Below are 23,431 nucleotides of genomic sequence, written 5' to 3'. Positions count from 1 at the left end.
CGCACACCGTCTAAGACTCGCACCGTCTCGCACCGTCGAAGACCCGCACCATCGAAAAGGACGTTCCGCGCACATCGCCCGAGAGGGGAGTGCGCGGAACGTCCTTTTCGATGGCGGGGGCGTACTACTTCGGTGGCATCCGGATGCCACCGTCGACGCGGACGGTCTCCGCGTTCATGTACGGGTTGGTGAGCAGCTCCATGACCATGGACGCCAGCTCGTCGCCCGAGCCGAGGCGCTTGGGGTGCAGGACGCTCTCGCCCAGCTTGGCCTTGAACGCCTCCGAGTCCGGGCCCTCGCCGTAGATCGGGGTGTCGATGAGGCCGGGGGCCACGGTGTTGAGGCGGATGCCGGCGGCCGAGAGGTCGCGGGCCACGGGCAGGGTCAGGCCCACGATGCCGCCCTTGGACGCGGAGTACGCGGCCTGGCCGATCTGGCCGTCGAACGCGGCGACGGACGCCATGTTGACGATCGCGCCCTTCTGGTTGTCGCTGTCGGCCTCGCCGCGGGTCATGGCCGTGGCGGCCAGGCGCAGCATGTCAAAGGAACCGATGAGGTTGATCTCGATGACCTTGCGGAACGAGTTGATGTCGAAGGCCGACGAGAACTCGCCGTCGCGACCGATGGTGCGCTGCGCCCAGCCGATGCCGGCCGAATTGACCAGGTAGCGCAGCGGGCCCAGCTCGAGGGCGGCCTCCACGGCCTTCTGGTTGTCCTCGGTCTTGGTCACGTCGACGGCGACGAACACGCCGCCGACCTCGTTCGCCAGGGCCTCACCCTTCTCGGCGTTGAGGTCCGCGATGACGACCTTGGCGCCCTTGGCGGCGAGCTGACGGACGACGGCCGCGCCGATGCCCGACGCACCGCCCGTGACGATTGCACTTGCTCCGATGATCTCCATGTCTGAACGTTAACAAGCGGAGGTGATCGATATGGCGGGGACGGGTAGGTCAGCGCGAAATCAGCCCGGCGTACCGGGGACCATGACGTCCCAGCGGATTCCGAAGCGGTCCCTCACCTGGCCGTAGTCGTCACCCCACGGGGCCCTCTCGAACGGCATCGCGATCTCGCCCCCACCGCTGCTGACCTTGTCGATGAAGCTGCGGGCCTTGTCGTCGCTGTCAAAGGCGAGCAGGAACGAGTAGACGTCGTTGGCCAACTGGGGCAGGCCCTCGCCCATGCTGTCCCCGCCGGTCAGCGTGATGCCGGGGGCCTCCAGGGTCGCGTGCGCGACCGCGCCGGGCGGAGGGGTGAACGGCATGCCCTCCATGGGCGGCATCGAGTCGTAGGTCATCAGCTCGAGCTGTCCACCGAAGAGGTCGTGGTAATACGGGAACGCCTCGGCGGCATTGCCGGGGAAGGAGATATACGGGCTGCACTGGATGGCCATCGCGATTCCTCTCACTCTGGGTGGATCGGTCGGCGCCGACGGCGCCCGCCTCGCCGACAACGCTAGCCCCTGAGGTGATCGCGGTCACGAACAATTTGCGCCGGATCGTGGCCGCGGACGTCACTCGTCCGATCAGCCGCGAGACCACTCAGGCGAGCGCCCACTCAGCCGCGAGACCACTCAGGCGATCGCCCCGACAGCGCCGATAACCGGGCGCGGGCGTCGGCGCCGATGGCCACCGGCCTGGCCTCGGCGAACACGTCGAACGTGCGCATGAGCTCCACCACGTCCCGGGCATGGTCGAGCGCCCAGCCGGCGAGCGCCTCCGCCTCGGGGGAGTCCCACGTCCGAGGGCTGAGGTCGTGGGCGTGGACGACCAGCTCGAACACGCGAAGGGCCAGCAGGTCCCGGACGGGGATCTCGGCCATCCGGTGGGCCACCAGGGCGTCGGCATCGGGGGCCTTCGCGAGTTCCCGGCGCAGCCCGGCGGCGGTGCGGTACAGCGCGGGTACCGGTTTGGCGCCCGCGTGGTCGGCCGTCCGCGTCCAACCGATCTCCGACTCCGGAAGCCGCGGGAAGTAGGCGGCGTAGCGCAGGCCGCCACCGAGGACGTGGTTGGCAACGTCCCGGCGGGTCCAGCCGGGGCAGGCGTCGCAGTCACCGTCGAGCGGGTCGGCGAGCGCGGACGCGAACAGGCGGGTGGCGTCGTCGAGCGTGGTCAGGTGGTCGGCGGGCAGCGGGGACGGGGACACGGGGCACCTCCGGAATGTCTGGCGTCCACAGTAGGTTGATCCTGGCGGCAATAGGTTGATCCAGGCGCCGCGGACACCCGCGCCCCACCCGTACCGCACCTCTTGATACCACCTAGAAAGGACCGACATCGCTATGAGCCCGCAGACCTCCGGTACCGCCGAGACCATGGAATTCCAGGCCGAGACCCGGCAGCTGCTGGATCTGATGATCCACTCGATCTACTCGAACCCGGACACCTTCCTGCGTGAGGTCATCTCCAACTCCTCCGACGCCCTGGACAAGCTGCGACTGGTCGCGCTCCAGGACTCGACCCTCGGGGTCGACACGTCGGACCTGCACATCGAGTTGATCCCGGACGAGCAGGCCCGCACGCTGACGATCCGCGACAACGGGATCGGGATGTCCCGTGACGAGGTCGTGGACCTCATCGGCACGCTCGCCAAGTCGGGCACCGGTCAGATGCGGGAGGCGCTCGCGGCCACCCGGGCGGCGCAGGAGTCGGGTGAGGTCAGCGAGCAGGCCACCGCGGACCTCATCGGTCAGTTCGGCATCGGTTTCTACTCCACGTTCATGGTCGCCGACACGGTCACGCTGGTCACGCGCAAGGCCGGCGAGGCCGCGGGTACGCGCTGGGTCTCGGGCGGCGAGGGCACGTACACGATCGAGGAGGCCCCCGACGCCCCGCAGGGCACGTCGGTCATCCTGCACCTCAAGCCGGCCGGCGGGGACGCGGCGTTGCCCGACTACGCCGAGGAGTCCACGCTGCGCCGGGTGGTGCGTACGTACTCCGACTTCATCGCCTGGCCCATCCGCATGGAGGTCGAGCGCACGGCGCCGGCGCCGTCCGATGAGACCGGGGTGACGGGCGACGACGACGACGAGGCAGGCGACCCCTCCGCCGAGAGCACCCGCACCGAGACCACCCTGACCGAGACCGTCACCCTCAACTCGCAGAAGGCGCTGTGGACCCGGCCCCGCTCCGAGGTCTCGGACGAGGAGTACGCCGAGTTCTACCGCCACGTCTCGCACGCGTGGGACGAGCCGCTGGAGACCATCACCCTCAAGGCCGAGGGCACGTTCGAGTACCAGGCGCTGCTCTTCCTGCCCACGCAGGTGCCGTTCGACCTGTTCTCCCAGGACACCAAGCGGGGCGTGCAGCTCTACGTCCGTCGGGTGTTCATCATGGACGACTGCGAGGAGCTGGTCCCGCCGTTCCTGCGCTTCGTCAAGGGCATCGTCGACGCCCAGGACCTGTCGCTCAACGTGTCGCGGGAGATCCTGCAGCAGGACCGCCAGATCCGGGCGATCCGCAAGCGACTGGTCAAGCGGGTGCTGCAGACCATCGGCCAGATCAAGACCGATCGCCCCGAGGAGTTCCGCACCTTCTGGGCCAACTTCGGCGCCGTCCTCAAGGAGGGCCTGATCTCGGACGTCGACGCCCGCGAGCAGATCCTCGCGGTGAGCACGTTCGCCTCCACGCGCCCGGCCGCTGGCACGTCCGGCGAGACCACCGGCAACGACGACGAGGTGGGCACCACCATCGCCGAGTACGTCGCCCGCATGGCCGACGGGCAGGAGGAGATCTACTACCTCACCGGCACCTCCCGCGCGGCGGTAGAGAACTCCCCGCACCTGGAGGCGTTCCGTGCGCGGGGCGTCGAGGTGCTCCTCCTCACCGACCCCGTCGACGAGGTCTGGGTGGACGCGGTCGGCCAGGTCGACGGCAAGCGCCTGCGGTCGGTGGCCAAGGGCGACGTGGACCTCTCCGGCATCGGCTCCGATACGCAGGAGAAGGAGGACGAGGCCGACGCGGCGGAGTTCGCCGGGCTGCTCGAGTGGCTGGGCGAGGAGCTTTCCGACCAGGTCAAGCAGGTGCGGTTGTCGCAGCGGCTCACCGAGTCGGCGGCCTGCATGGTGGGCGACGAGTTCGACATGACCCCGCAGCTCGAGGCCATGTATCGGGCTTCGGGGATGGAGATGCCCACGAGCAAGCGGATCCTCGAGCTCAACCCCACGCACCCGGTGGTCGAGCGGCTGCGCACCCAGTACGCCGAGGACCCGTCGGCGCCGGGGCTCGCCGACACCGCGCGCCTGCTCGCGGGCGCGGCCGTCCTCGCCGAGGGCGGCACTCTCACCGACCCGGCCGCCTTCGCCAAGCTGCTGGTCGACCGCATCTGAGGGACGGGCACCCGAGTTCAGTCGACGTGCCCCATGAGCTGGTCGACGTCTCGCAGGAGGATCCCACTCGAATCCTGCGAGACGTCGACCGACTCGTGTCGAGGGTCGACCGAGTGCGAGGTGGGTGCGGAGCGGGCCCCGGCGGTCAGCCGAGCAGGGTCTCGGCGAGGCGCAGGGTGTCCGCGTCGAACAGCACCAGGGTCGCGGTCTCGACGCTGGTGGCGGTGCTGCCGAGGGTGTCGAGGGCGGTACGGACGGCGTCCTCGCGTGGCCAGCCGTAGGCGCCGGCGGAGATGAGCGGGAACGCCACGGTGCGCGCGCCGAGCGCATCGGCCACGGCCAGCGAGTTGCGGTAGCAGTCGGCCAGGAGCGAATTTCCGTCGTCCTGCGCGCTGCCCGCCGCGCTGCCCGCCGCGCTACCCGCGCCGGAGCCCGCGCTGCCCGCCCGCCCGTAGACCGGACCCACGGTGTGGATGACCCAGCGGGCGGGCAGGTCGCCGGCCCCGGTCGCCACCGCCTGTCCGGTGGGCAGCCCGTCAGGGAAGCGGGAGGCGCGCAGGTGGCGGCATTCGTCGAGGATCGTCGGCCCGCCCGCGCGATGGATCGCCCCGTCCACGCCGCCGCCCCCGAGCAGGGAACTGTTGGCCGCGTTGACCACCGCGTCGACGTGCATCCGCGTGATGTCGCCGTGGCACAGCTCGATCCGGGCGCGCCTCGTCGTCGTCATACGACCTCGCTCCAGGCGGTTCCGGAACCGGTCCCGGCCCCGACGGCCTCGCGCGACCCCCTCCGCCTGATCATCGGTGTCGGCGAGTCGTCGAGGCGGTCCATCAACCACATGATGGTCGCGACCTCGCCCACCCAGGCCAGGCTGACGCACCAGCCGGCCAGGATGTCGCTGGGGAAGTGCACCCCGAGGTACATGCGGGTGACGCCGATCGTCGGGACGTACGCCGAGGATCCCGCGATCACCGGGTACCGCCACGCGGTGGGCCAGGCCAGGACGCAGGCACACCCGGCGAGTGCCGCGCTCGCCATGGCGTGACCGCTCGGGAAGGAGTAGCTCTTCTCCTGCACGATGTGGGTGAAGAACGTGGGCCGCCCCCGTCGGTAGAGCGCCTTGAGTACCGAATTGATGATCGTCGAGCCCACCAGGGACACCGTCAACAGCGCCGCGGGTCGGCGGCTGCCCCGGACGGAGACCAGATAGGCGGAGGTGGCCAGGGCGAACAGCGGCACCGCGGTGACGCCGCCCAGTTCGGTGACGGCGCGGACGACACGCGTGGTCCGGGGCGAGTGGCGCCGCTGCAGCCACAGCATGACGGGGCGGTCGAAGGGCAGGCCCGCATCGCCGCGGATGCGCTCGGCCAGCTCGACGAATCCGATGACGGGCGTGGCGAATCCGACGAAGGCCACCCCGAAGATGGTCCACGTCCCGCGGGGGAGCGGCATCTCCCGCCGGTCGACGATGCTGCCGAGTATCCCGTCCGACGGGTAGAGCTGACGCAGGACGTCCCGCGCCGTGGTCAGGATCCGGGCGCGGCGGGTGCTCGGCGTGCGCGACATGGCCCCCACCCTAGGCAGTCACCCGGCAGTGCGCTGCGGCTACGGGCGATCCCCGCGAACCGCCCGCCCGCGCGGTTAGGGTGGGCCGTGTCGACCCGATCAGCGGAGGACGAATGACTCAGACCCGTGTGGAACATGACCTTCTCGGCGCGAAGGAGGTCCCGGCGGACGCCTATTTCGGGATCCACACTGTCCGGGCAGTCGAGAACTTCCCGATCGCCCCGACCACCATCAGCGACATCCCCGACTTCGTCCGGGGCATGGTCATGGTCAAGAAGGCCGCCGCGCTCGCGAACCTGGAGATGGGGGTCCTCCATCCCGAGGTGGCCGAGGCGATCGTCGGCGCCTGCGACGAGATCCTGACCGACGGCCGCTGCATGGACCAGTTCCCGTCGTGCGTCTATCAGGGCGGGGCCGGCACCTCGGTCAACATGAACACCAACGAGGTGGTGGCCAACCTCGCGCTCGAGCGGATCGGCCACCCCAGGGGCGCGTACGAGGTCATCAGCCCGAATGACGACGTCAACCGTTCGCAGTCCACCAACGACGCCTACCCCACCGGCTTCCGGATCGCGCTGTGGCATGCGCTGGAACGCCTCGAACCGGCGATCGTCGCGCTGCGGGAGGCCTTCTACGACAAGTCGGAGGAGTTCCGCGAGGTCCTCAAGATGGGCCGCACCCAGTTGCAGGACGCGGTGCCGATGTCCATGGGCCAGGAGTTCGGCGGGTTCGCGGTGACGCTCGACGAGGAGCTCCACGTACTGGGCGCGGCCGCGCGGATGCTGCTCGATGTCAACCTGGGCGCGACGGCGATCGGCACGGGGGTCAACACCCCGCCGGACTACCGACGGGCGGTGATCCACCACCTCCGTGAGGTGACCGGGCTTCCGGTCACCGGCGCCATGAACCTGATCGAGGCCACCAGCGACACCGGCGACTACGTCAACGTCCACGCCGCCCTCAAGCGGGCCGCGTCCAAGGTCTCCAAGATCTGCAACGACCTACGGCTGCTGTCCTCCGGCCCGCGGGCCGGATTCAACGAGATTAACCTCCCGGAACTGCAGGCGGGGTCGTCGATCATGCCGGCCAAGGTCAACCCGGTGATCCCGGAGGTCGTCAACCAGGTGTGCTTCAAGGTGATCGGCAACGACGTCACGGTGACGATGGCCGCCGAGGCGGGTCAGCTGCAGCTCAACGTGATGGAACCGGTGATCGCGCAGGCCATGTTCGAGTCGATCTCGTTGCTCACCGCGGCGATCGACACGCTGACGGAGAAGTGCGTGCGCGGCATCACCGCCAACGAGGAGGTGTGCCGGACCAATGTCATGAACTCGATCGGCATCGTCACCTACCTCAACCCGGTGATCGGCCACCACAACGGCGACCTCGTCGGACGCGAGTGCGCGCGGTCGGGACGGGGGGTCCGCGAGGTCGTGCTGGAGATGGGGTTGCTCTCGGCGGAGGAGGTCGACGACATCCTGTCCCCGGCCAACCTGCTGCGCCCGCGGTACAAGGGCAGGTCGGTCACCCAACCGGCGGTCGTTGACGAGGCGACCGCCATCCCACCCCAGGACCCGGCCGGCCCCACCGGCTGACCACGCCGAACTCCGACCGTCCCCGGGGGGAGGCCCGGCGGCTCGTGGTGCCGTGGTGTTGTGGTGCTGTGGTTTCAGATTGCGGTGAACCCGGCCACGTCAGCAGCTAACGTCGGGGGCATGAGCTCTCCCACGACCCGTGTCGTCGCCGGCCGTTCGATCACCTTCCCCGTCCCCGTGGTGTCCGCCTCCGTCTCCGGGGCCGCGTTCCTCGCTCGGACGGAGGTGGCCCGCCGACTCATCGCCGCCGGTGGCCAGTCCGGGGTTCTGGACGCGGGCGCCGAGCCGGTGTCGCTCCCGGGCGGTCGCACCCCGGTGACGATGATCCACGTGCGCTACCACGACGTGCCGGGCAACGTCCTCGGCGGATACCACGAGGTCGGACTGGCTTTTCAGCTCAAGGTGCCGGGAGCCGGGGTGTTGCAGCACATCCACGAGCTCCCCGTCGACCAGGATTTCACGCTCGCGGCGGGCAATGAACTGTGGGGCTTTCCCAAGTGGAAGGGCGACATGGCGGGCTCGGCCGGCGGTGCCCTCGATGACGCACGTCTGGGCGCAGTCGGCTCCTCCGGGTCGGGCGGGATCGACCTTCGGCTGGACACCCGCGTCGGTGTCCCGCTGCCGGGCCGCCATTCCCTCGGGATGAACTGCGTGCAGATGCTCGACGGTGCGCCCGTCATGGTGAAGGCCGGCGCGAAGGTCGCGGGCGGGCGGTTCCGGCCGCTCGGCGGAGCGCGCATCGCGATCGCTCCCGGGGCGGACGCCGGCGACGCGGATATCGCCCGACTCGCCGAGGCGGTCCGCGAACTCGGACTCGACCGGGCGCGCGCGCTCGCCACCTTCTCCTTCGAGCGGTTCGAGGCCGAGTTCCAGGCGCCCGAGCAGCTCAGCTGACGGCGCCAGAGCCACTCAGCGGAGAGCGATCGAGCGCGGCGCAAGGATGGTGGCGGACCTGACCGGCTGGGTCGGCCGCGCGGAGTCGACCAGCAGGACGGCGAACGCGGCGATGCCGGTCAACCCCTGCGCGTTGCCCACCAGCCACTGCAGCAGGTGTGTGACGGTGCTGCTGGCGGTGAGGGCGTAGGCGTAGTGGGTGCCGATCAGGTGCGTGAGAACCAGGAGCGCCACGGCGATCTGTACGGGTCGCCGTCGGGGAGCCAGTAGGAGGGGGATCGCGATGATCACCCCGGACCAGTGGTGGGTCACGGCCACCGGCGAGGCGATGAAGACACCGAGCGCGACCAGGAGCAGGGCGTCCACGGGGCGGTCCGCCCGGGTCAGCAGCCACGCCCCCCAGGTGGCGGCCGTCGCGACGAGCAGGAAGAAGCCGTAGACCGGCAGATCCAGCGCCTCCGGGGAGAACAATCTGGTGCGGGCGAGGAGCCCGCTCAGTGCCTGGTTGGGGACGAAGTCGAGCAGGCCGCCGCGGTCGGTGACAAAGAACTCGTAGGTCCAGAAGTGCAGGGACTCGGCTGGGCGGACGAGGTGACCCAGAGCGACCGTGACCGCTACGGAGGCGACCGCGCGGCCCAGCGACGCCCAGTCCCTGCGGACGAGGAACAGCAGACCGAACGCGGCAGGGGTGATCTTTATCCCGGCGGCCAGCCCGAGTAGGACGCCGCGAACAGGTCGGGGTGTGAACCCCAGGACGTCGGCGGCCACCAGGAGGAACAGGAACACGTTGACCTGGCCGAACTCCAGGTTGGACCGGAGCGGCTCGAACAGCAGGGCCACACCGGTCAGCGCCAGCGCCAGGGTTCTCGCGCCGGTCAACTTCAGGCGGTGGGCGGCCATGGCCAGGATCGCCCAGACCGCCGCGATCGTGGCGGCGGACCAGGCGACCTGCGCGAAGGTGGCGCCCAGGGGGGCCAGGGGGAGGAAGACCATGGCGCCGAACGGGGGATAGATGAACCTGAACCCGGAGCGGGTGGGGAAGTCCTGGGAGTACAGGTCCTGTCCTGCGCGCAGGGCCCGGCCGGCATCCTGGAACACCTGGAGATCCAGCATGAAGCCCGTCCTGGCCTGTGCCAGGACCGCGACGGTCACCGCCACGGTGAGAACCAGGCCGGCCACGGTGAGGGTGCGGGTCAGGATCCGGGATCTGCGCATCGGCTGGTTCTCGTTTCTGGCGCCGGAGGTCGGACGTGCTCGGCGCGCTGGTGTGGGAAGTTCGCAACCGACGGTAGCGGGAGGCCAGTCGAGCGGGGTGATCGCCTCGCGCGTGGCGGGCGCGGGGGCCGCCGACTTTGCGTCACTCCAGTCACATAGATAACTTTGATACTCGCAGGTCACAAAGCGGTTGTGATTCGACTACCTCATCCGTCAATCGGTTAGCTTCAGGCTCACCGGGACGGCATGATCACCACCATGCGCTCCAGACTCGTCGCGTCACTCGCGACCATCGCCGTCACCTCCGCCACCCTGATGGGTGGCGGAGCCGCGACAGCCTCCGCCCAGGCCCTGCCGTCGTTCATCCCCCAGAACGTGATCCCCCAGCATGTGGTGGACGGTCTGCTCTCCCAGGCCCGTGCGGCCGTGCCCGCCGAGGTGTGGGCGGCGGCCGGGTCGACCGAGATGGGATACCAGAACGTCTCCGGTGGACTGCGCGACGGCATCATCCGTGAGATCGACAGCTACCGGGTGGCCAAGGGGCTCGGGACGCTCGCGCCCAACGCCGGCCTCGACGCCGAGGCGCAGACGTGGGCCGATCGACTGGCGGCCGAGGACGCGGTGTACCACAACACCGCGCTGCTGAGCCGTGGTCACGGCGAGAACATCGTCGCCGCCGGGACGCATTGCGGCGCGGTCTGCCTGGTGGATCTGTGGAAGAACTCGCCGGGTCACAACGACAATCTGGTCGACCCGGGGTACCGGTCGGCGGGTATGGGGATCGCGTACTCTGCCGGTGGCAAAGTTTTCGTGGTGCACGACTTCGCGTACTGAATCGCTCCTAGGGGCAGTCGCGCCGGAGTGATGCCGAACCGACGGGGGAGACATGGCCGACCGGATCATGCGCGCACTGAGGCTCAAGACCGACCCGGGAATCTTCCTCGCCACCGTGGGCATCGTCCTGGCGTTCGTCCTGATCACCGTCGTCGCGGGCGACTGGGTGGGCAGCGTGTTCGGTACCGCGTCCGGCTGGATCATGACCAACCTCGGCTGGTTCTACATCCTGGGCGTGACGAGCTTCCTCGTGTTCCTGTTGTGGATCGCGATGAATCGCTACGGACACGTCCGCCTGGGCGGGGACGACGAGACCCCCGAGCACTCCACGGCCGCCTGGTTCGGGATGCTCTTCGCCGCCGGCATCGGCTCGATCCTCATGTTCTGGGGCGTCGCCGAGCCGATCTCCCACTTCGCCACCCCACCGCGGGGAGGGGTCGAGCCGGGCAGCGCCGACGCCGCGCGCGAGGCGATGGCCTTCACGCTCTACCACTTCGGCCTGCACACCTGGACCATCTTCGCCCTGCCCGCGCTGGCGTTCGCCTACTTCATCTACAAGCGCAAGATGCCGCCGCGGGTGAGCTCGATCTTCGCCCCGATCCTCGGCGAGAAGGTCTTCGGCCCCTTGGGTAAGACCATCGACGTCGTCGCGCTGATCGGCACCATCTTCGGCGTCGCCACCTCGGTCGGCCTCGGCGCCCTGCAGATCAACGCCGGACTGGAGCAGTTGTTCGGCATCTCGATGTCCCCGGTGGTCCAGGTCCTCACCATCACCGTCGTCACGGGCATCGCGTGTATCTCGGTGGCGCTCGGCCTGGAGAAGGGCATCAAGCGGCTGTCCAACCTCAACATCGCGGTGGCCGTCGCGCTCCTGCTGTTCATCCTCGTCACCGGCCCCACCCTCTTCCTGCTCAAGGGCACGGTGGAGTCGCTGGGCATCTATCTCGCGGCCCTGCCCGAGTTGGCGCTGTGGAACAACGTCTTCCCCGCGGGCGACGACCTCGCCTCCTGGCAGAACACGTGGACCGTCTTCTACTGGGCGTGGACCATCACGTGGTCGCCGTTCGTCGGCATCTTCATCGCCCGCATCAGCCGTGGCCGCACCATCCGCCAGTTCGTCTTTGGTGTCCTCTGCCTCCCGGTTGGCTTCTCGGTCCTGTGGTTCGGGATCTTCGGCATGGCCTCGTTCCACATCGAACTCTTCGGCTCCGGCGGTCTCGCGCAGGCGGTGGTGGCCGACGGCGACATCCCGGGCGCCCTGTTCACGCTCCTGTCGAACTACCCGGCGGCCACCTTCGTCTCCGGAGTCGCGATCCTCCTCGTCGTCGTCTTCTTCACCACGTCCGTCGACTCCGCGGCGATGGTCGTGGACATGATGGCCTCGGGCAAGGACGACGACGTCCAGGTCTCGCCCGTCCACCAGCGAGTCATCTGGGCCGTGCTCATGGGCGCGGTCGGCGCGACGATCCTCGCGGGCACCGGGGAGGGCGGGCTCACCGCGCTCCAGGAGGTCATCACCGTCATCGGGTTGCCGTTCTTCGTGATGGGCTTCGTGATGATGTACAGCCTCGTCCGCGGCATCCGCGACGACCTGGGGGAACGGTCGCCCACGGTCACGCGGCAGTGGCGGCGGGCGTATTCGCCGGAGACGCTGGTGGAGAACGAGGGCGTGCCGTCGCCTGAGCCGGTCGGGCCGCTGCACCGGATCCCGGGGCCCGAGCAGGACGACGGCGCCCCGAATCCGCTGGCGTCGGACGCGACCTGAACCGGCCGGCCGGCGGGTGGTCAGTGCCCGCGCACGTCGCGCAGTGTCATGGCCTGGTGCATCTCCCAGACCAGGATCTCGGCGCCGTCCCCACCGGCGGTGACCGTTCGGCCGCCCGACGCGGTGAGGCGCGCGGCGTCGCCGGTCTCGAGCACGCCCTCGCCCTCCAGCGCCGCCGACCCCACGGGGATATAGAGGTGCAGGTACGGCGCGTCCGGGAGCTGGACCGACCGGCCGGGCGCGAGGCGCGAGGCGAGCAGCGCGGAGGAGCGGTTCCGGATCCGGATGGCGGACCGGTCGGAGTAGGTGGGAAGACCCCCGGCGACGACGACGAGCTGGTTCTCGAGCTCGCCGGGGGCGATCTCGAGCTGTTCGTATCCGGGGTCGCCGCCTGCCTCGTCCGGCACGACCCACATCTGCACCAGGTGCACGGGCTGCCCGGGGGGTTGGTCGTGCCGGATCGAGCCGTCGCGCCAGCCGTCGTTGCGTTCGGAGTGCAGGATCCCCGACCCGGCGCTCATCCGCTGGGCCAGGCCGGGATAGATGATCCCGTTGTTCCCCTCGGAATCCTGGTGGACCAGCGAGCCGGACAGCACCCACGTGACGATCTCCATGTCGCGGTGGCCGTGGGTGTCGAACCCGCTACCGGCGGCGATGCGGTCGTCGTTGCTCACCAGCAGGCGCCCGAAGTGGGTGTTCATGGGGTCTTGGTGGTGGCCGAAGGAGAAGGAGTGCCGGGAGTCCAGCCAGCCGCCGCCGTCGTGGGAGCGTGACGACGAGCGGTGGATCCCGACTGTGGAAACGAGCATGTTGGCCCCTACCTGATGGACGTGTCACAACGCCTGTCCAGAATGTTCGCGGTCGGTTAACCGTCCCTCACCCGGCAGGCGTAAGGTGATAGACATCACAACGACTGCCCGGGAGGCACGGATGTTGCAGAACGCTCTCACGACCACGCTGCGCGTGGGTGTTGTGACGACCAACGAGGTCGCTCACATCATCATCGACAACACCGTGGGTCGGTTCCTCAACACAAACCCCGACAAGGTGCGGTAGCCGAGTAACCCGTCTAGCTCCCGTCGGCGGTGCCCTCGCTCCCGCCGAGGGCATGATCCGTCTGCTCGGGAGTCTGATAAACCTTCTTCTGCTCGGCGCGTTGTTGGTCGCCGTGCTGGTGCCCGGTGGGCTGCTCGGGGCTCTCCGCAAGGTTGTCGGAGGGACTCTGCCCGTCGCCCGGGGTCGTGCGAGCGTCGTCGCTGCCATCACCGGCCCGACTGCCGTCGACGGTGTTGCCGTAACCCTCCGGGGAGTCTGACGGGGTCGTCTCGGTCATGATGTCCTCCTGATGTGAGCTGCAGGGCGGTAGCTCGTGCCGGCTGGGTGCTGACTGGGTGCTGACGACCCTAATCGCGTTGAACCCCTCGTTGGTGGCATCGCGGGTCACAATCTCGCCATCGGGCCCGCCGGAGGTGGCACCCGCCGACGCCCGGCCCGTGACCGCCTATTCTGGTGCGCATGTCGGACAATCCTTTCGGTCGGGTCATCACAGCGATGGTGACCCCCATGCATGACGACGGCTCGATCGATTTCGACGGGCTGCAGCGTCTCGCCGTCCATCTGGCCGACCACGGCCACGATGGTCTGCTGGTCAACGGCACGACCGGTGAGTCCGCCACGACCACCGACGAGGAGGACTACGACAGCGTGGCGGCGGTCGTCGAGGCCGTCGGTGACCGCGTTTCGGTGATGGCCGGCTGCGGCACCAACGACACCCTGCACTCGATTCGGGCGGCGGAAGAGATGGTCGCCCGGGGCGCCGACACCCTCCTGGTGGTGACGCCGTACTACAACAAGCCGACCCAACACGGGATCGTCGAGCACTTCCGCATGATCACCGAGGCCGCGGGGCGACCCGTGATGGCCTACGACATCCCGGGCCGGACCGGGACCGCCCTCGCCACGGACACCATCCGGCGCCTCGCAGAGATCCCGGGGCTCCGAGCGGTCAAGGACGCCAAGGCTGACCTGTTCGAGGCGAGCCGGCTCATGGCCGAGACCGACCTGCTCTGGTTCTCCGGGGACGACGTCCTCAACCTCGCGTTCCTCGCGCTCGGTGCCACGGGCATCGTCTCCGTGGTCGGCCACGTCGCGGGCGACGACTACCGGGCGATGATCGACGCCGTCGACGCCGGCGATCTGCCCCGGGCCCGCGAGATCCACACCCGCCTCATCCCGGCGGTCGACGCGATCATGAACACCTCGCAGGGCGCGATCCAGGTCAAGGCCGCGCTCAAGATGCAGGGCCTGATCGGTTCGGATCGCCTGCGGATGCCCCTGCTCCAGGGGCCGCCCGAGCACCTCGACAAGCTCCGTGCGGGCCTCGCGGCGGCCGGGCTCTCCTGATCTGACGGGCTCCCCCGACTCATCCGGGCACCCGGCCCAGCACGGTCCCAACCGGGCTGGCGGGCACCTCGTCGTCGTCGCCCCGGGTTCTCGCTCGTGGGGCTAACGGAACGCCGCCATCTCCGTGCTCCGCTCCCACAGGGCCGCGGCGACGGCGGCGTCGCGCGACCGGCGGCTCGAGGTGGCGACCTTGGGATGACCCTTGAGGCCGCCGAGGCGATCGGGACCGACAAAGCTCCCGCCGGGCAGATCGGGCACTGTCGCTGCGTAGAGCACGGACAGGGCACCCAACTCCGGCGTCAGACCGGCCCAGGTGATCGAGTTGCCCAGTGCGAAGAACCGGTCGGCGAGGGGTCTGCCGCTCTGCCGGATGAGTTCGGTCGACGTGTAGCCGGGGTGCGCGGCCATCGACCGGAGCCCGCTGCCCTCGCGCTGGAACCGGCGCTGCCATTCGTAGGCGAGCATGATGCAGGCGAGCTTGGAGTCGGCGTAGGCGGCCATCGGGCGGTAGCCGCGCAGTTCCGCGCTCAGGTCGTCGGGGTCGACGTGCCCCCGCAGGTGGGCGAGCGAGCCCAGCCAGACCACGCGGTCGGTCAGCAGCGGGACCAGACCCGTGGTGAGCGCGTGGTGGCCGAGGGCGTTGACGCCGAACTGCATCTCGTGGCCCTGGGCGGTCCGGGAGTGCGGGAGGTTCATGACGCCGGCGTTGTTGATGAGGACGTCGATGCGGCCGCCGGAACTGTCTGCGTCCGTGTCCGCGTCCGCGTCCGTGTCCGCGTGCGCGTGCGCGTCCGCGTCGGGGGCGACGAAACCGGCGACGAACTCGTCAACCGAGTCGAGGTCCGCCAGGTCGAGTCGGCGGATCTCCGCGAGGTCCCGGCTCCCGGCGGGCAGGGAGTCGCGCGCGGCCTCCGCCTTCTCCGTGTTCCTGCAGGCCATGATGACCCTGGCGCCTCGGCCGGTGAGGGTCGCCGTGGTGGCCAGACCGATCCCGGAATTGGCTCCGGTGACCACGAACGTGCGCCCCGTCTGGTCGGGTACGTCTGCGGCGTTCCATCTGGGCGTCCGATTCATAGACACCAGTCAACCAGCCGCGCCTGGGCGGAGGGGATGAATCCGTGTGGTAGCGCCGGGGGGAGACTCGGCGACTGTGCTGTGACACACTCGCTGATGGCGAGTGAGATCCCACGCGTCACACACGCCTTTCGACCACGACTGAGATCTCGGAGTACCTCCATGACGTTCGATCGCCGATCCTTCCTCCGCCGCGCCGGTCTCGGCGCGGCCGGAGCCGGTGCCCTCGCCGCGGGCCTCACGCCCGCCGTCGGTGCCCAGTCCGGCATCCCCGCCCCGCTCGGCGCGCTCCCGGGCGCGGGCGCGGGGATCCCGATCGGCACGCTGCTCGACTACGCCTCCGGCCCGCCGTCTGCGGCCTCGATCCGCGCTGCGGGCCACATCGGTGCCGTGCGGTACTGCTCGGACCGCCGCCCCGACGCCGGATGGATGACCGGCAAGCCGCTGCTGCGCCGCGAGGTCGACGACTTCCGCGCCCACGGCCTCAACATGGTCTCCTGCTACCAGTTCGGCAGGGACGCCACCGCCGATTGGAAGGCCGGTGCCGGCGGCGGCGACCACCACGCCCCGATCGGGATCCGTATCCACCGCGCAGCGGGTGGCCCGTCCGGCGTGCCGATGTACGTGGCGATCGACGACAACCCCACACGCTGGCAGTTCGACAACCAGATCCGCCCGTACCTCGAGCGCTGGCGCGCCCACCTGCGCGGCGCGGGCATGAAGCTCGGTGTGTACGCCAACGCGCCGACCATCGACTGGTGCCGCCAGATCGGCCTGGGGGAGTACTTCTGGCAGCACGACTGGGGTTCGGGCGGGCGCCTCAACCCGGGCGCGACGATCCACCAGCTCCCGGTCCGGCAGCAGGTGACGGTCGGCGGCGTCGTCTCCGACCTCAACCGCGTCTATGCGCTCGACTTCGGCCAGTGGTGGCCGATCGACCTGGCCGCGCTCGCCGCGGCAGCAGCCGGCAGCGTCGGCTGATCCAGCTCAGCTGGTACGTCGGCTCAGCTTGTGAGGCGACGGCGGCCGGTCGGGGGTTCTCCCCGGCCGGCCGCCGTCATTTCGGGCGGTGTCTTTATCGGGCGGTGTCATTTCAGGCGGTGTCTTTACGAACGCGGTCGGTTCCCGCGGTTCACCTCCATCGAGGGATCGGGCAAGTCGGCACCTCGTAGCTCTTGACTCGCCACTGTGTTTGGGTAAACTCGAACACAATGGCGACACCGGGGGGTGTGATGAGAGCCAAAGAGACAGAGCGCGTGTTCGCGTGCGAGTCCGAGGTGGCCCGCCTCGCCGTCGGCGCCGAGAACCGCGCGGCCGCACTCCGCATCCGGGCCATCTACAAGACCTTCGACGCCGCCGTCGAGCACGTCCGGGCCATCGACTGCGTCGCCCACGAGTCCGACCTCCCGGTCCGCGAGTACGCCGCCGTCGACCCCTGGGAGCTCTCGCGCTCGGAGCTGGCCGTCGCGCTCGGGATCCACGCCAACCGGGCCGGCGCGATGGTGGACCTGTCCGTCGAATTGGTGGAACGGTGCCCGGCGATACTCGAGGAGATCGAGTCCGGGCGCATCGACGAGCGGACTGCGAGCGTGATGGTCAGCTGCCTCCGTGGGGTGACCGACGACGAACTCTGCCGTGCCGCCGCCGAGATCGCCGTACGCCGTTACGTCGAATCCCTCGACTCCGGCAGCCGCCCCGGTCTGGGCCAGCTCCGGCGGATGATGGACCGTGCCGTGCGGCAGGTCGACCCGGACGGGGTGCGCCGGCGCCAGAGCGAAGCCCGCCACCGTCGGGGCGTGTGGATCCGCAAGGCACCGGACGGGATGGCGTCCGTGTCAGCGACTCTCCCCGCGGCCGGAGCAGAGATCCTCGGCGAGAGACTCGACCAGATGGCGGGAACCGGAACGTGGTCCAGGCCTGGCGGCGGTTCCACGTCGACCGCTGGCAAGAGCGCCGACCAGAGTGCCGACGGGGACGACGACGAGGCGGGCAACAGCGCCGACGACCGCAGTCCCGACGAGCGCCGAGCCGACGCGCTGGTCGATCTCGCGACCGCCGGCCCGAATCTCGGAGAAGCGCCCGATGCTGCAGCGGGCCAGGCAACTACGCCCGATACGGCCGCGGACGCGGCGCCCGACACCGCCGCGGACCCTGCTGCTGCGCCCGGGCCGAACCCGGATTCAGCCTCCGGCCCGGCCGACCGCGCCACCGCCCGGCCGACGACCCCCGATCCGCTGCGCCCGCACGTCACCGTGATCATGACCGGCAACGGACAGACCGAGGTGTTCTTCCGCCGGTCCGGCGAGAGTTCGTTGGCCGCACTGAAGGATCTGCTCGACCGAGCCCGTGGTGCCACGTTCGAGACCGTTTTCACCGGCCGCACCAATGCTGATCAGGCTGCGGAGTTCAAGTATTCGGTCCCGGGGTGGCTTGCTCGCCGGATCAAGCTCCGCGACGGGACCTGCCGGCATCCCGGATGCTCGGTCGCCGCCGATCGCTGCGATGTGGATCATGTGATCCCCTTCATCAAAGAGGACCCCGAGACCGGCGGATTGACCGTCGAGTGGAACCTCATCTGCCTATGTCGGACCCACCACCGGCTCAAGACCTTCTCCGGCTGGAAATACAGTGTGGATCCAGACGGCGTGCTCGACATCACCACCGAGACGGGCCGGACCTTGCGCACCTGGCCGTCAGGTCCCCTGGCGCACGCTCGTCGGATCGAGGAAGCGGTCGACTCGGCGTCCGAGGCCGGCCAGCGGCCGGGGCCGGGAGCCGGGTCCCGCGCCACGGAACCGATCTGCCCAGGCGGGGGAGTCGTGCACGACGCGGGCGAGTGCGACTGCGGGACGCTGGGGGCCGACAGTGCTCCAGGAGAGGTCGGCCACGAACCCACTCACAGTGACGGTTCCCCGCGTGGGGTGTTCATCGGCTCGCGGTATACGACGAGGGAACGGCGCCGTCGTGCCCGCCGCCAAGGGGAGCGGCAACTCTTGATCCTTGAACGGCGAGCGCGGAGAGAGGCGCAGCGGGAACAGGACAGAGCGAGTGCGATCGAGGACCCGCCGCCGTTCTGAGCTGCGAGCTAGCCGACCGTGATCTCGCCCATCGTGCCCCACTCCTCGCCGTCCGCGGTCGTGTTGATGATTCGTGGGGTGCGCTCGAGGTACTGCGCCGCAGAACTCGTGAACTTGGTGAAGTGGGCGGACCCCACGTGCTGGGCGGGAGCGTCCCCGTCACGGAACGCCTCGCAGAGGAGGAACGTGGCGGGCGTCTCAGGCGAGCGGTACCAGTCGAACCACAGGTTCCCGCTCTCCGCCCTGGTGGCCTCGGTGAAGTCGCGGGTGATCTCGAGCCAAGAGTCGGCGAACTCGGGCTTGACGTCGAAACGAACGTTGATGAGCATCATGGCTCCATCCTGCCGGGCAGGGCCAAGTCCGTCGACCTCGCGGCGCGGCGGGGGACCGGGTCGTGCGTCAGGTCGTGCGCCGGGCATGCGCCGGGCATGCACGGAGTCCGACAATGTCCGCCTTGACTCGCCCCGACAGGCGCGGCGGGCCTACCCTGGACCGGGTGACCATCGAGCTGACCATCGCGAACCCGTGCGTCCCGCTGGCGGAGGCCGATTCCTCCGTGCGCGCTGTCTGGGACCGGCTGTCCGCCGACGCGACCTCGAGCAGGAACGAACCGCTCATCGCGGGGCTCGTCCTAGACCTCATCGACGGCTGCGACGACCTCGGGGAGTCCCTGGCCCGGCTCGCGGCGTCGCGCATCGCCACTCCCGAGATCGGCCGACATGTGCTGGAGAAGGAACTCCGGGCGGTCCTGGTCGAGCACCCGCACGTCCTCGAGGCGGTCGCGGCCGACCTCGTGGTGAGCTTCGAGCGCAATCCGGCCTACCCCAACTATCTGGTTCCGTACCTCTTTGCCAAGGGGTTCCTCGGGCTCCAGGTGCACCGTGTGGCCCACGAGATGTGGAACGCCGGCCGCGTCATGGCGGCGTCATTCCTCCAGAGCCGGATCTCCGAGGTCTTTGCCATGGACATCCACCCGGCCGCGCAGGTGGGCTCGGGCATCCTCGTGGACCACGCCACCGGCATCGTGGTGGGCGAGACCTGCGTGATCGGCGACGGTGTCTCGATCCTCCAGGGCGTCACCCTCGGAGGCACAGGTAACGAGGACGGCGACCGTCACCCCAAGATCGGGTCGGGTGTGCTGCTGTCCGCGGGAGCGATCGTGCTCGGCAATGTTCGCGTGGGCGACTGCTCTCGCGTGGCTGCCGGCTCGGTGGTGCTCCGCGAGGTCCCGCCGCACACGACGGTCGCCGGGGTCCCGGCGAAGGTGGTCCGGCGGCACGCGGACTCGCTCGTCCCCGCCGAGCAGATGGACCAGGAGATCGACCCGGCCCGGTAGTAGGGGCGCGCCGCCAGGTGGCAACCGCCTTCGGGGCGCTACGGTCGGATGACACTGAACTGTGGCGTTGGACTGGGCGACACAGGTCTGAGCGACACCATCGGAGGGAGCCGAATGCGAGTCCTCGTGGTGGACGACGAGCCCGCGCTCCGGGAGAGCCTGCGACGCGGACTCGTCTCAGGCGGATGGGTGGTCGAGACGGCGCCGGACGGCGAGGTCGCCCTCGACATGGTCGTCGACGGGGACTTCGACGTAGTGGTGCTCGACATCATGATGCCTCGACGCAGCGGCTACGAGGTGGTCCGCGAGATGCGCCGGAGCGAGAACTGGACTCCCGTGCTGATGCTCACCGCCAAGGACGGCGAGTACGACGAGGCGGACGCGTTCGACCTCGGCGCCGATGACTACCTGGTCAAACCGTTCTCCTTCATCGTTCTCGAGGCGCGGCTCCGGGCGTTGGTGCGGCGCGGCGCCCCGGAGCGACCGGCGACGTTCATCGCAGGCGATCTGGAGGTGGACCCCGCCGCGCGGGAGGTGCGCCGCGGGGACCAGCGGATCACCGTGACCGCCCGGGAATATGCGGTTCTGGAATACCTCATACGGAACAGCAACCAGGTGGTGTCCAAGGCGCAGATCATGCGGGCCGTCTGGGATGCGGCGTACGACGGCGACGACAATATCGTCGAGGTCTACGTGGGCTACCTGCGACGGAAGATCGACACCCCGTTCGGAGCACGCGCAATCGAGACGGTCCGCGGGCAGGGATACCGCCTGGTGAACAGCACAGTCGCCAGCACGGCCGCCGGCACGTAATCCGCTTCGGGGGCCGACCACGCAGCGCCAGCCCCCAGAACCAGCCTGCATAGCTGGCCTGCACGCCGGCCCCAGCACCAGGGCCCAGCGCTAGTCCCCGAGGTCGTCCAGGGCCTCGACGGGTAACTCCACCACGAACCGCGCGCCGCCGGCGGGTGCGTCCTCGACCCGGACCGACCCACCGTGCGATCGGGTGATCTCGGCGACGATCGCCAGTCCGAGGCCGGACCCGCCCTTGCCCCGCGCGCGGTCGGCGTCGAGGCGGGCGAAGCGATCGAACACCGTGTCGCGCTGATCAGGGGGAACACCCTCGCCGTCGTCGTCGACGGTAATCACCGCGCGCGGCTCGGCGGGGGTCGACCGATCCACGGTGAGCCCGATGGACACGGCCGACCGCGCGTGGCGCCGTGCGTTGTCGACGAGGTTGCGAACCACGCGCAGCAGCGCGTCCGGATCGCCTACCAGGCGCGCGGGCTCGACCGCGCCCAGCACGTCCAAACCATCCCGATCACCCTGACTGCCCTGACCTCCCTGACTGCTCTGACCATCCAGGCCGCGGAGCCGTGCGGCCTCGGACAGGACGATGTCGTCGAGGTCCACGTCCTCCCAGCGCATCGGCACGCCCCGCTCGTCGTTCTTGGCCAGCAGGAGCAGATCCTCGACGATCGACCGCATCCGCTGCACCTCGGGCAGGAGCAGTTCGTCCACGGTCTCCACATCCACGGGGGTGCCGGACGTCGAGGACAGCTCGAGCAGCGTCGACAGCGTGGACAGCGGGCTGCGCAGCTCGTGCGAGGCGTCGCCGACAAAGGCCACCTGGGCGGTGCGGGTGGCCTCGAGGCGCGCCAGCATGGCGTTCATCGTCCGGGCCAGTCGAGCGATCTCGTCCTCCGCCTCGGGCACCGGGACCCGCTCGCCGCGGCCAGAGGCGGAGATCTCGGCGACCCGCGAACGGATCGACTCCACAGGCCGGAGCACCCGACCCATCGCGTAGTGGACGAACACCGCCGTCGCCAGGCCGGCCACGGGCACGAACGACAGGAACAGGATCGCGCCGGCGGCGAGCACGGTGTCATACCGATCGGTGTCGGTCGCCACGTCCACGGCGAACGGCACTCCGCCCACGTCCACGCCCACCGAGGTCACGCGCAGATCCGCCCCGCTCGGCGACTTCAGCTCGCGCTGGGCCAACGTTCCGACCGCCGGTGCCGGCAACTGCGGTACGTCTTCGAGTCCCCGGGTGACCTGGGCGGCGAGCAACCGGCCCCCGGGCCCCACGATCCGGACGAGGTCGACGCCGGACATCGGTTCGGCGACCAGATCCAGGGCGGCCTGCGGACCACGGGCGGACATCGCTCCCGCCAGGGCGACCGCGCGGTCCCGGTCCGCGGAGTCGATAGCGTTGTGCGCTGCGGAGCGCAGGAGCAGCCACGCGCCACCCGCCGCGGCCGCCAGCACCAGGATGACGATCGCGGTCGTGATCACCGTGGTGGCGACGCGGATCGGCCAACGCCGGGGCGTCGTGAGGACATCGCTACTCAGGGGCACCAGCCCATTGTGCTGGGCTGGCAGAACTAGAACGCGTGTTAGCGTCGCGAGATGAGGGAATCGCAGCACCACGGCCCGGAACCCCGACTGGGACTCGTCTTCAGCGAGGCCGAGGACGGGACCGTGAGCTGGCACCAGCCGGTCGGCGACCAGTTCGTGGATCCGTCTGGCCGGTTTGCCACCGGTGGGCTGGCGGTGCTGGTCGACTCGGGGTTCGGCGCGGAGAACCACCGCCGCCGGCCCAAGGGGATGTGGACCGTCACCACCGAACTCCGCCTAGATCTCCTGTCGGCTCCGCGCGAGGGTTCCACCGGCCTGGGCGTGCGCACGGACCACCTCGGCGACGACGGTCACTGCCTCACCACGCGCGGGGAAGTACTGGACGACGACGGCGAGGTGGTCGCCGCGGGACTGGTCAAGTCCATGGAGATCTCGGCGGGCGTCGATCCGGACGACTACGACGACGAGCCGCCCTGGCCCTCCGCACTCGAGCCGGGAACGCTGGCCGAGGTTCTGTGCCTGACGCTCAACGAACGCCACGACGGCCCGGCGGGCACTCGCGCGGTGGAGGCCGTGATCGCTCCGGAACCGGCGCTGGCCAACCCGCTGGGCAACCTGCACGGCGGAGTGTTCGCCGCGGTCGCCGAGGTCGCGGGGGCCGCGGTCTTCCCGCACGAGCGCGAGGTCAGTTCGTCGTCGCTCGATGTCAGGTACGTGCGACAGATCCCACTCGTCGGGCCCGTGACCGTGCGCGCCGAGGCGATCCACGACGGCCGGAGCTGGGGGATCGCGCAGGCGGTGACCCGGGACGAGCGTGGGCGGGTGTGTGCGGTGGCATCGGTGACGGTCTACGGCCGTCGGTAGAACCAGCCGGGCCGACGGGAGTACCAGCCGGGCCGACGGTGGAACCAGCTGAAGGCCTGCGGCCCGCCCCGGTGTGGGGCGGGCCGCAGTGTCTTGCGTGTGGTGGCCTGAGGCCGTGTCAGTTGC

At 69.8% G+C, this 23,431-nt stretch carries 23 protein-coding genes; 12 read left to right on the top strand and 11 right to left on the bottom strand.

All coding sequences use genetic code 11. From position 1 onward, the window contains the following. Positions 1–124: 124 nt before the first annotated feature. The 3 genes from R4P08_RS01090 to R4P08_RS01080 all read right to left on the bottom strand — a co-directional run bounded on the left by R4P08_RS01090 (position 125) and on the right by R4P08_RS01080 (position 2,142). Complete coding sequence (locus tag R4P08_RS01090) at positions 125–901, bottom strand: SDR family NAD(P)-dependent oxidoreductase (protein ID WP_317811901.1); 777 nt, start codon at positions 899–901, stop codon at positions 125–127. 60 nt (positions 902–961) lie between these two features. Further along, positions 962–1,390, bottom strand: a complete 429-nt coding sequence (locus R4P08_RS01085) for a VOC family protein (protein WP_317811900.1) — start codon at positions 1,388–1,390, stop codon at positions 962–964. 164 nt (positions 1,391–1,554) lie between these two features. Next, positions 1,555–2,142, bottom strand: coding sequence for a maleylpyruvate isomerase N-terminal domain-containing protein (locus tag R4P08_RS01080; RefSeq protein WP_317811899.1), 588 nt, complete (start codon positions 2,140–2,142; stop codon positions 1,555–1,557). A gap of 133 nt (positions 2,143–2,275) precedes the next feature. Here R4P08_RS01080 and htpG point away from each other — a divergent pair, with 133 nt between their 5' ends. Beyond that, positions 2,276–4,321: a molecular chaperone HtpG gene (gene htpG, locus R4P08_RS01075; protein ID WP_317811898.1), complete on the top strand. Its 2,046-nt coding sequence runs from the start codon at positions 2,276–2,278 to the stop codon at positions 4,319–4,321. A 145-nt stretch (positions 4,322–4,466) separates the two neighbouring features. On the opposite strand, the gene R4P08_RS01070 is transcribed toward htpG, so the two are convergent. Continuing rightward, entirely contained in the window at positions 4,467–5,048 is a 582-nt protein-coding gene (locus R4P08_RS01070) for a macro domain-containing protein (protein WP_317811897.1), read from the bottom strand. After that, the gene (locus R4P08_RS01065) at positions 5,045–5,887 is read right to left on the bottom strand and encodes a phosphatase PAP2 family protein (RefSeq protein WP_317811896.1); all 843 of its coding nucleotides are present in this window, start codon (positions 5,885–5,887) and stop codon (positions 5,045–5,047) included. Before R4P08_RS01065 ends, R4P08_RS01070 begins: the two co-directional genes overlap by 4 nt. Positions 5,888–6,000: 113 nt before the next feature. Here R4P08_RS01065 and aspA point away from each other — a divergent pair, with 113 nt between their 5' ends. Both aspA and R4P08_RS01055 read left to right on the top strand, forming a co-directional pair. Beyond that, positions 6,001–7,482 carry an aspartate ammonia-lyase gene (aspA, locus tag R4P08_RS01060; RefSeq protein ID WP_317811895.1) on the top strand — a complete coding sequence of 494 codons (1,482 nt, stop codon included), beginning with the start codon at positions 6,001–6,003 and terminating at the stop codon, positions 7,480–7,482. A gap of 120 nt (positions 7,483–7,602) precedes the next feature. Next, the gene (locus tag R4P08_RS01055; RefSeq protein WP_317811894.1) at positions 7,603–8,376 is read left to right on the top strand and encodes an acetoacetate decarboxylase family protein; all 774 of its coding nucleotides are present in this window, start codon (positions 7,603–7,605) and stop codon (positions 8,374–8,376) included. 15 nt (positions 8,377–8,391) lie between these two features. Here R4P08_RS01055 and R4P08_RS01050 read toward each other — a convergent pair whose 3' ends face one another. After that, on the bottom strand, positions 8,392–9,591 hold the full coding sequence (locus tag R4P08_RS01050) for a glycosyltransferase 87 family protein (RefSeq protein WP_317811893.1): 1,200 nt from the start codon (positions 9,589–9,591) through the stop codon (positions 8,392–8,394). Between the two features lie 246 nt (positions 9,592–9,837). Between R4P08_RS01050 and R4P08_RS01045 the strand changes: the two genes are divergently transcribed. After that, positions 9,838–10,425, top strand: a complete 588-nt coding sequence (locus R4P08_RS01045) for a CAP domain-containing protein (RefSeq protein WP_317811892.1) — start codon at positions 9,838–9,840, stop codon at positions 10,423–10,425. Between the two features lie 52 nt (positions 10,426–10,477). Next, on the top strand, positions 10,478–12,190 hold the full coding sequence (locus R4P08_RS01040; RefSeq protein WP_317811891.1) for a BCCT family transporter: 1,713 nt from the start codon (positions 10,478–10,480) through the stop codon (positions 12,188–12,190). A gap of 20 nt (positions 12,191–12,210) precedes the next feature. Here R4P08_RS01040 and R4P08_RS01035 read toward each other — a convergent pair whose 3' ends face one another. Beyond that, on the bottom strand, positions 12,211–12,999 hold the full coding sequence (locus tag R4P08_RS01035; protein ID WP_317811890.1) for a pirin family protein: 789 nt from the start codon (positions 12,997–12,999) through the stop codon (positions 12,211–12,213). A 121-nt stretch (positions 13,000–13,120) separates the two neighbouring features. On the opposite strand from R4P08_RS01035, the gene R4P08_RS01030 reads away from it, so the two are divergent. Further along, the gene (locus R4P08_RS01030; protein WP_317811889.1) at positions 13,121–13,246 is read left to right on the top strand and encodes a hypothetical protein; all 126 of its coding nucleotides are present in this window, start codon (positions 13,121–13,123) and stop codon (positions 13,244–13,246) included. A gap of 13 nt (positions 13,247–13,259) precedes the next feature. Here the strand turns inward: R4P08_RS01030 and R4P08_RS01025 are convergent, their stop codons facing one another. Then, positions 13,260–13,523 carry a hypothetical protein gene (locus tag R4P08_RS01025; protein ID WP_317811888.1) on the bottom strand — a complete coding sequence of 88 codons (264 nt, stop codon included), beginning with the start codon at positions 13,521–13,523 and terminating at the stop codon, positions 13,260–13,262. A gap of 182 nt (positions 13,524–13,705) precedes the next feature. On the opposite strand from R4P08_RS01025, the gene dapA reads away from it, so the two are divergent. Further along, complete coding sequence (dapA, locus tag R4P08_RS01020; RefSeq protein ID WP_317811887.1) at positions 13,706–14,593, top strand: 4-hydroxy-tetrahydrodipicolinate synthase; 888 nt, start codon at positions 13,706–13,708, stop codon at positions 14,591–14,593. A gap of 102 nt (positions 14,594–14,695) precedes the next feature. Here dapA and R4P08_RS01015 read toward each other — a convergent pair whose 3' ends face one another. Then, on the bottom strand, positions 14,696–15,667 hold the full coding sequence (locus R4P08_RS01015) for an SDR family NAD(P)-dependent oxidoreductase (RefSeq protein WP_317811886.1): 972 nt from the start codon (positions 15,665–15,667) through the stop codon (positions 14,696–14,698). 162 nt (positions 15,668–15,829) lie between these two features. Here R4P08_RS01015 and R4P08_RS01010 point away from each other — a divergent pair, with 162 nt between their 5' ends. Both R4P08_RS01010 and R4P08_RS01005 read left to right on the top strand, forming a co-directional pair. Then, on the top strand, positions 15,830–16,648 hold the full coding sequence (locus R4P08_RS01010) for a DUF1906 domain-containing protein (RefSeq protein WP_317811885.1): 819 nt from the start codon (positions 15,830–15,832) through the stop codon (positions 16,646–16,648). 251 nt (positions 16,649–16,899) lie between these two features. Beyond that, positions 16,900–18,744 carry an HNH endonuclease signature motif containing protein gene (locus R4P08_RS01005; RefSeq protein WP_317811884.1) on the top strand — a complete coding sequence of 615 codons (1,845 nt, stop codon included), beginning with the start codon at positions 16,900–16,902 and terminating at the stop codon, positions 18,742–18,744. An 8-nt stretch (positions 18,745–18,752) separates the two neighbouring features. On the opposite strand, the gene R4P08_RS01000 is transcribed toward R4P08_RS01005, so the two are convergent. Continuing rightward, a complete protein-coding gene (locus R4P08_RS01000; protein ID WP_317811883.1) occupies positions 18,753–19,076 on the bottom strand; it encodes a putative quinol monooxygenase in 324 nt (107 codons plus the stop codon). Between the two features lie 164 nt (positions 19,077–19,240). On the opposite strand from R4P08_RS01000, the gene epsC reads away from it, so the two are divergent. Together epsC and R4P08_RS00990 are read left to right on the top strand one after the other, a co-directional pair. Continuing rightward, the gene (epsC, locus tag R4P08_RS00995) at positions 19,241–20,080 is read left to right on the top strand and encodes a serine O-acetyltransferase EpsC (RefSeq protein WP_317811882.1); all 840 of its coding nucleotides are present in this window, start codon (positions 19,241–19,243) and stop codon (positions 20,078–20,080) included. Between the two features lie 114 nt (positions 20,081–20,194). Beyond that, positions 20,195–20,893 carry a response regulator transcription factor gene (locus R4P08_RS00990; RefSeq protein WP_317811881.1) on the top strand — a complete coding sequence of 233 codons (699 nt, stop codon included), beginning with the start codon at positions 20,195–20,197 and terminating at the stop codon, positions 20,891–20,893. A 90-nt stretch (positions 20,894–20,983) separates the two neighbouring features. On the opposite strand, the gene R4P08_RS00985 is transcribed toward R4P08_RS00990, so the two are convergent. Further along, positions 20,984–22,441 (bottom strand): HAMP domain-containing sensor histidine kinase, encoded by a 1,458-nt coding sequence (locus R4P08_RS00985; RefSeq protein WP_317811880.1) that lies wholly within the window; start codon positions 22,439–22,441, stop codon positions 20,984–20,986. 51 nt (positions 22,442–22,492) lie between these two features. Between R4P08_RS00985 and R4P08_RS00980 the strand changes: the two genes are divergently transcribed. Next, positions 22,493–23,305, top strand: a complete 813-nt coding sequence (locus tag R4P08_RS00980; RefSeq protein WP_317811879.1) for a hotdog fold thioesterase — start codon at positions 22,493–22,495, stop codon at positions 23,303–23,305. The last annotated feature ends 126 nt before the right edge of the window (positions 23,306–23,431 follow it).

This window comes from Rhodococcus sp. IEGM 1408 (assembly GCF_033142235.1).
GTDB lineage: Bacteria > Actinomycetota > Actinomycetes > Mycobacteriales > Mycobacteriaceae > Dietzia.
This window is presented reverse-complemented; position numbering and strand designations above follow the sequence as displayed.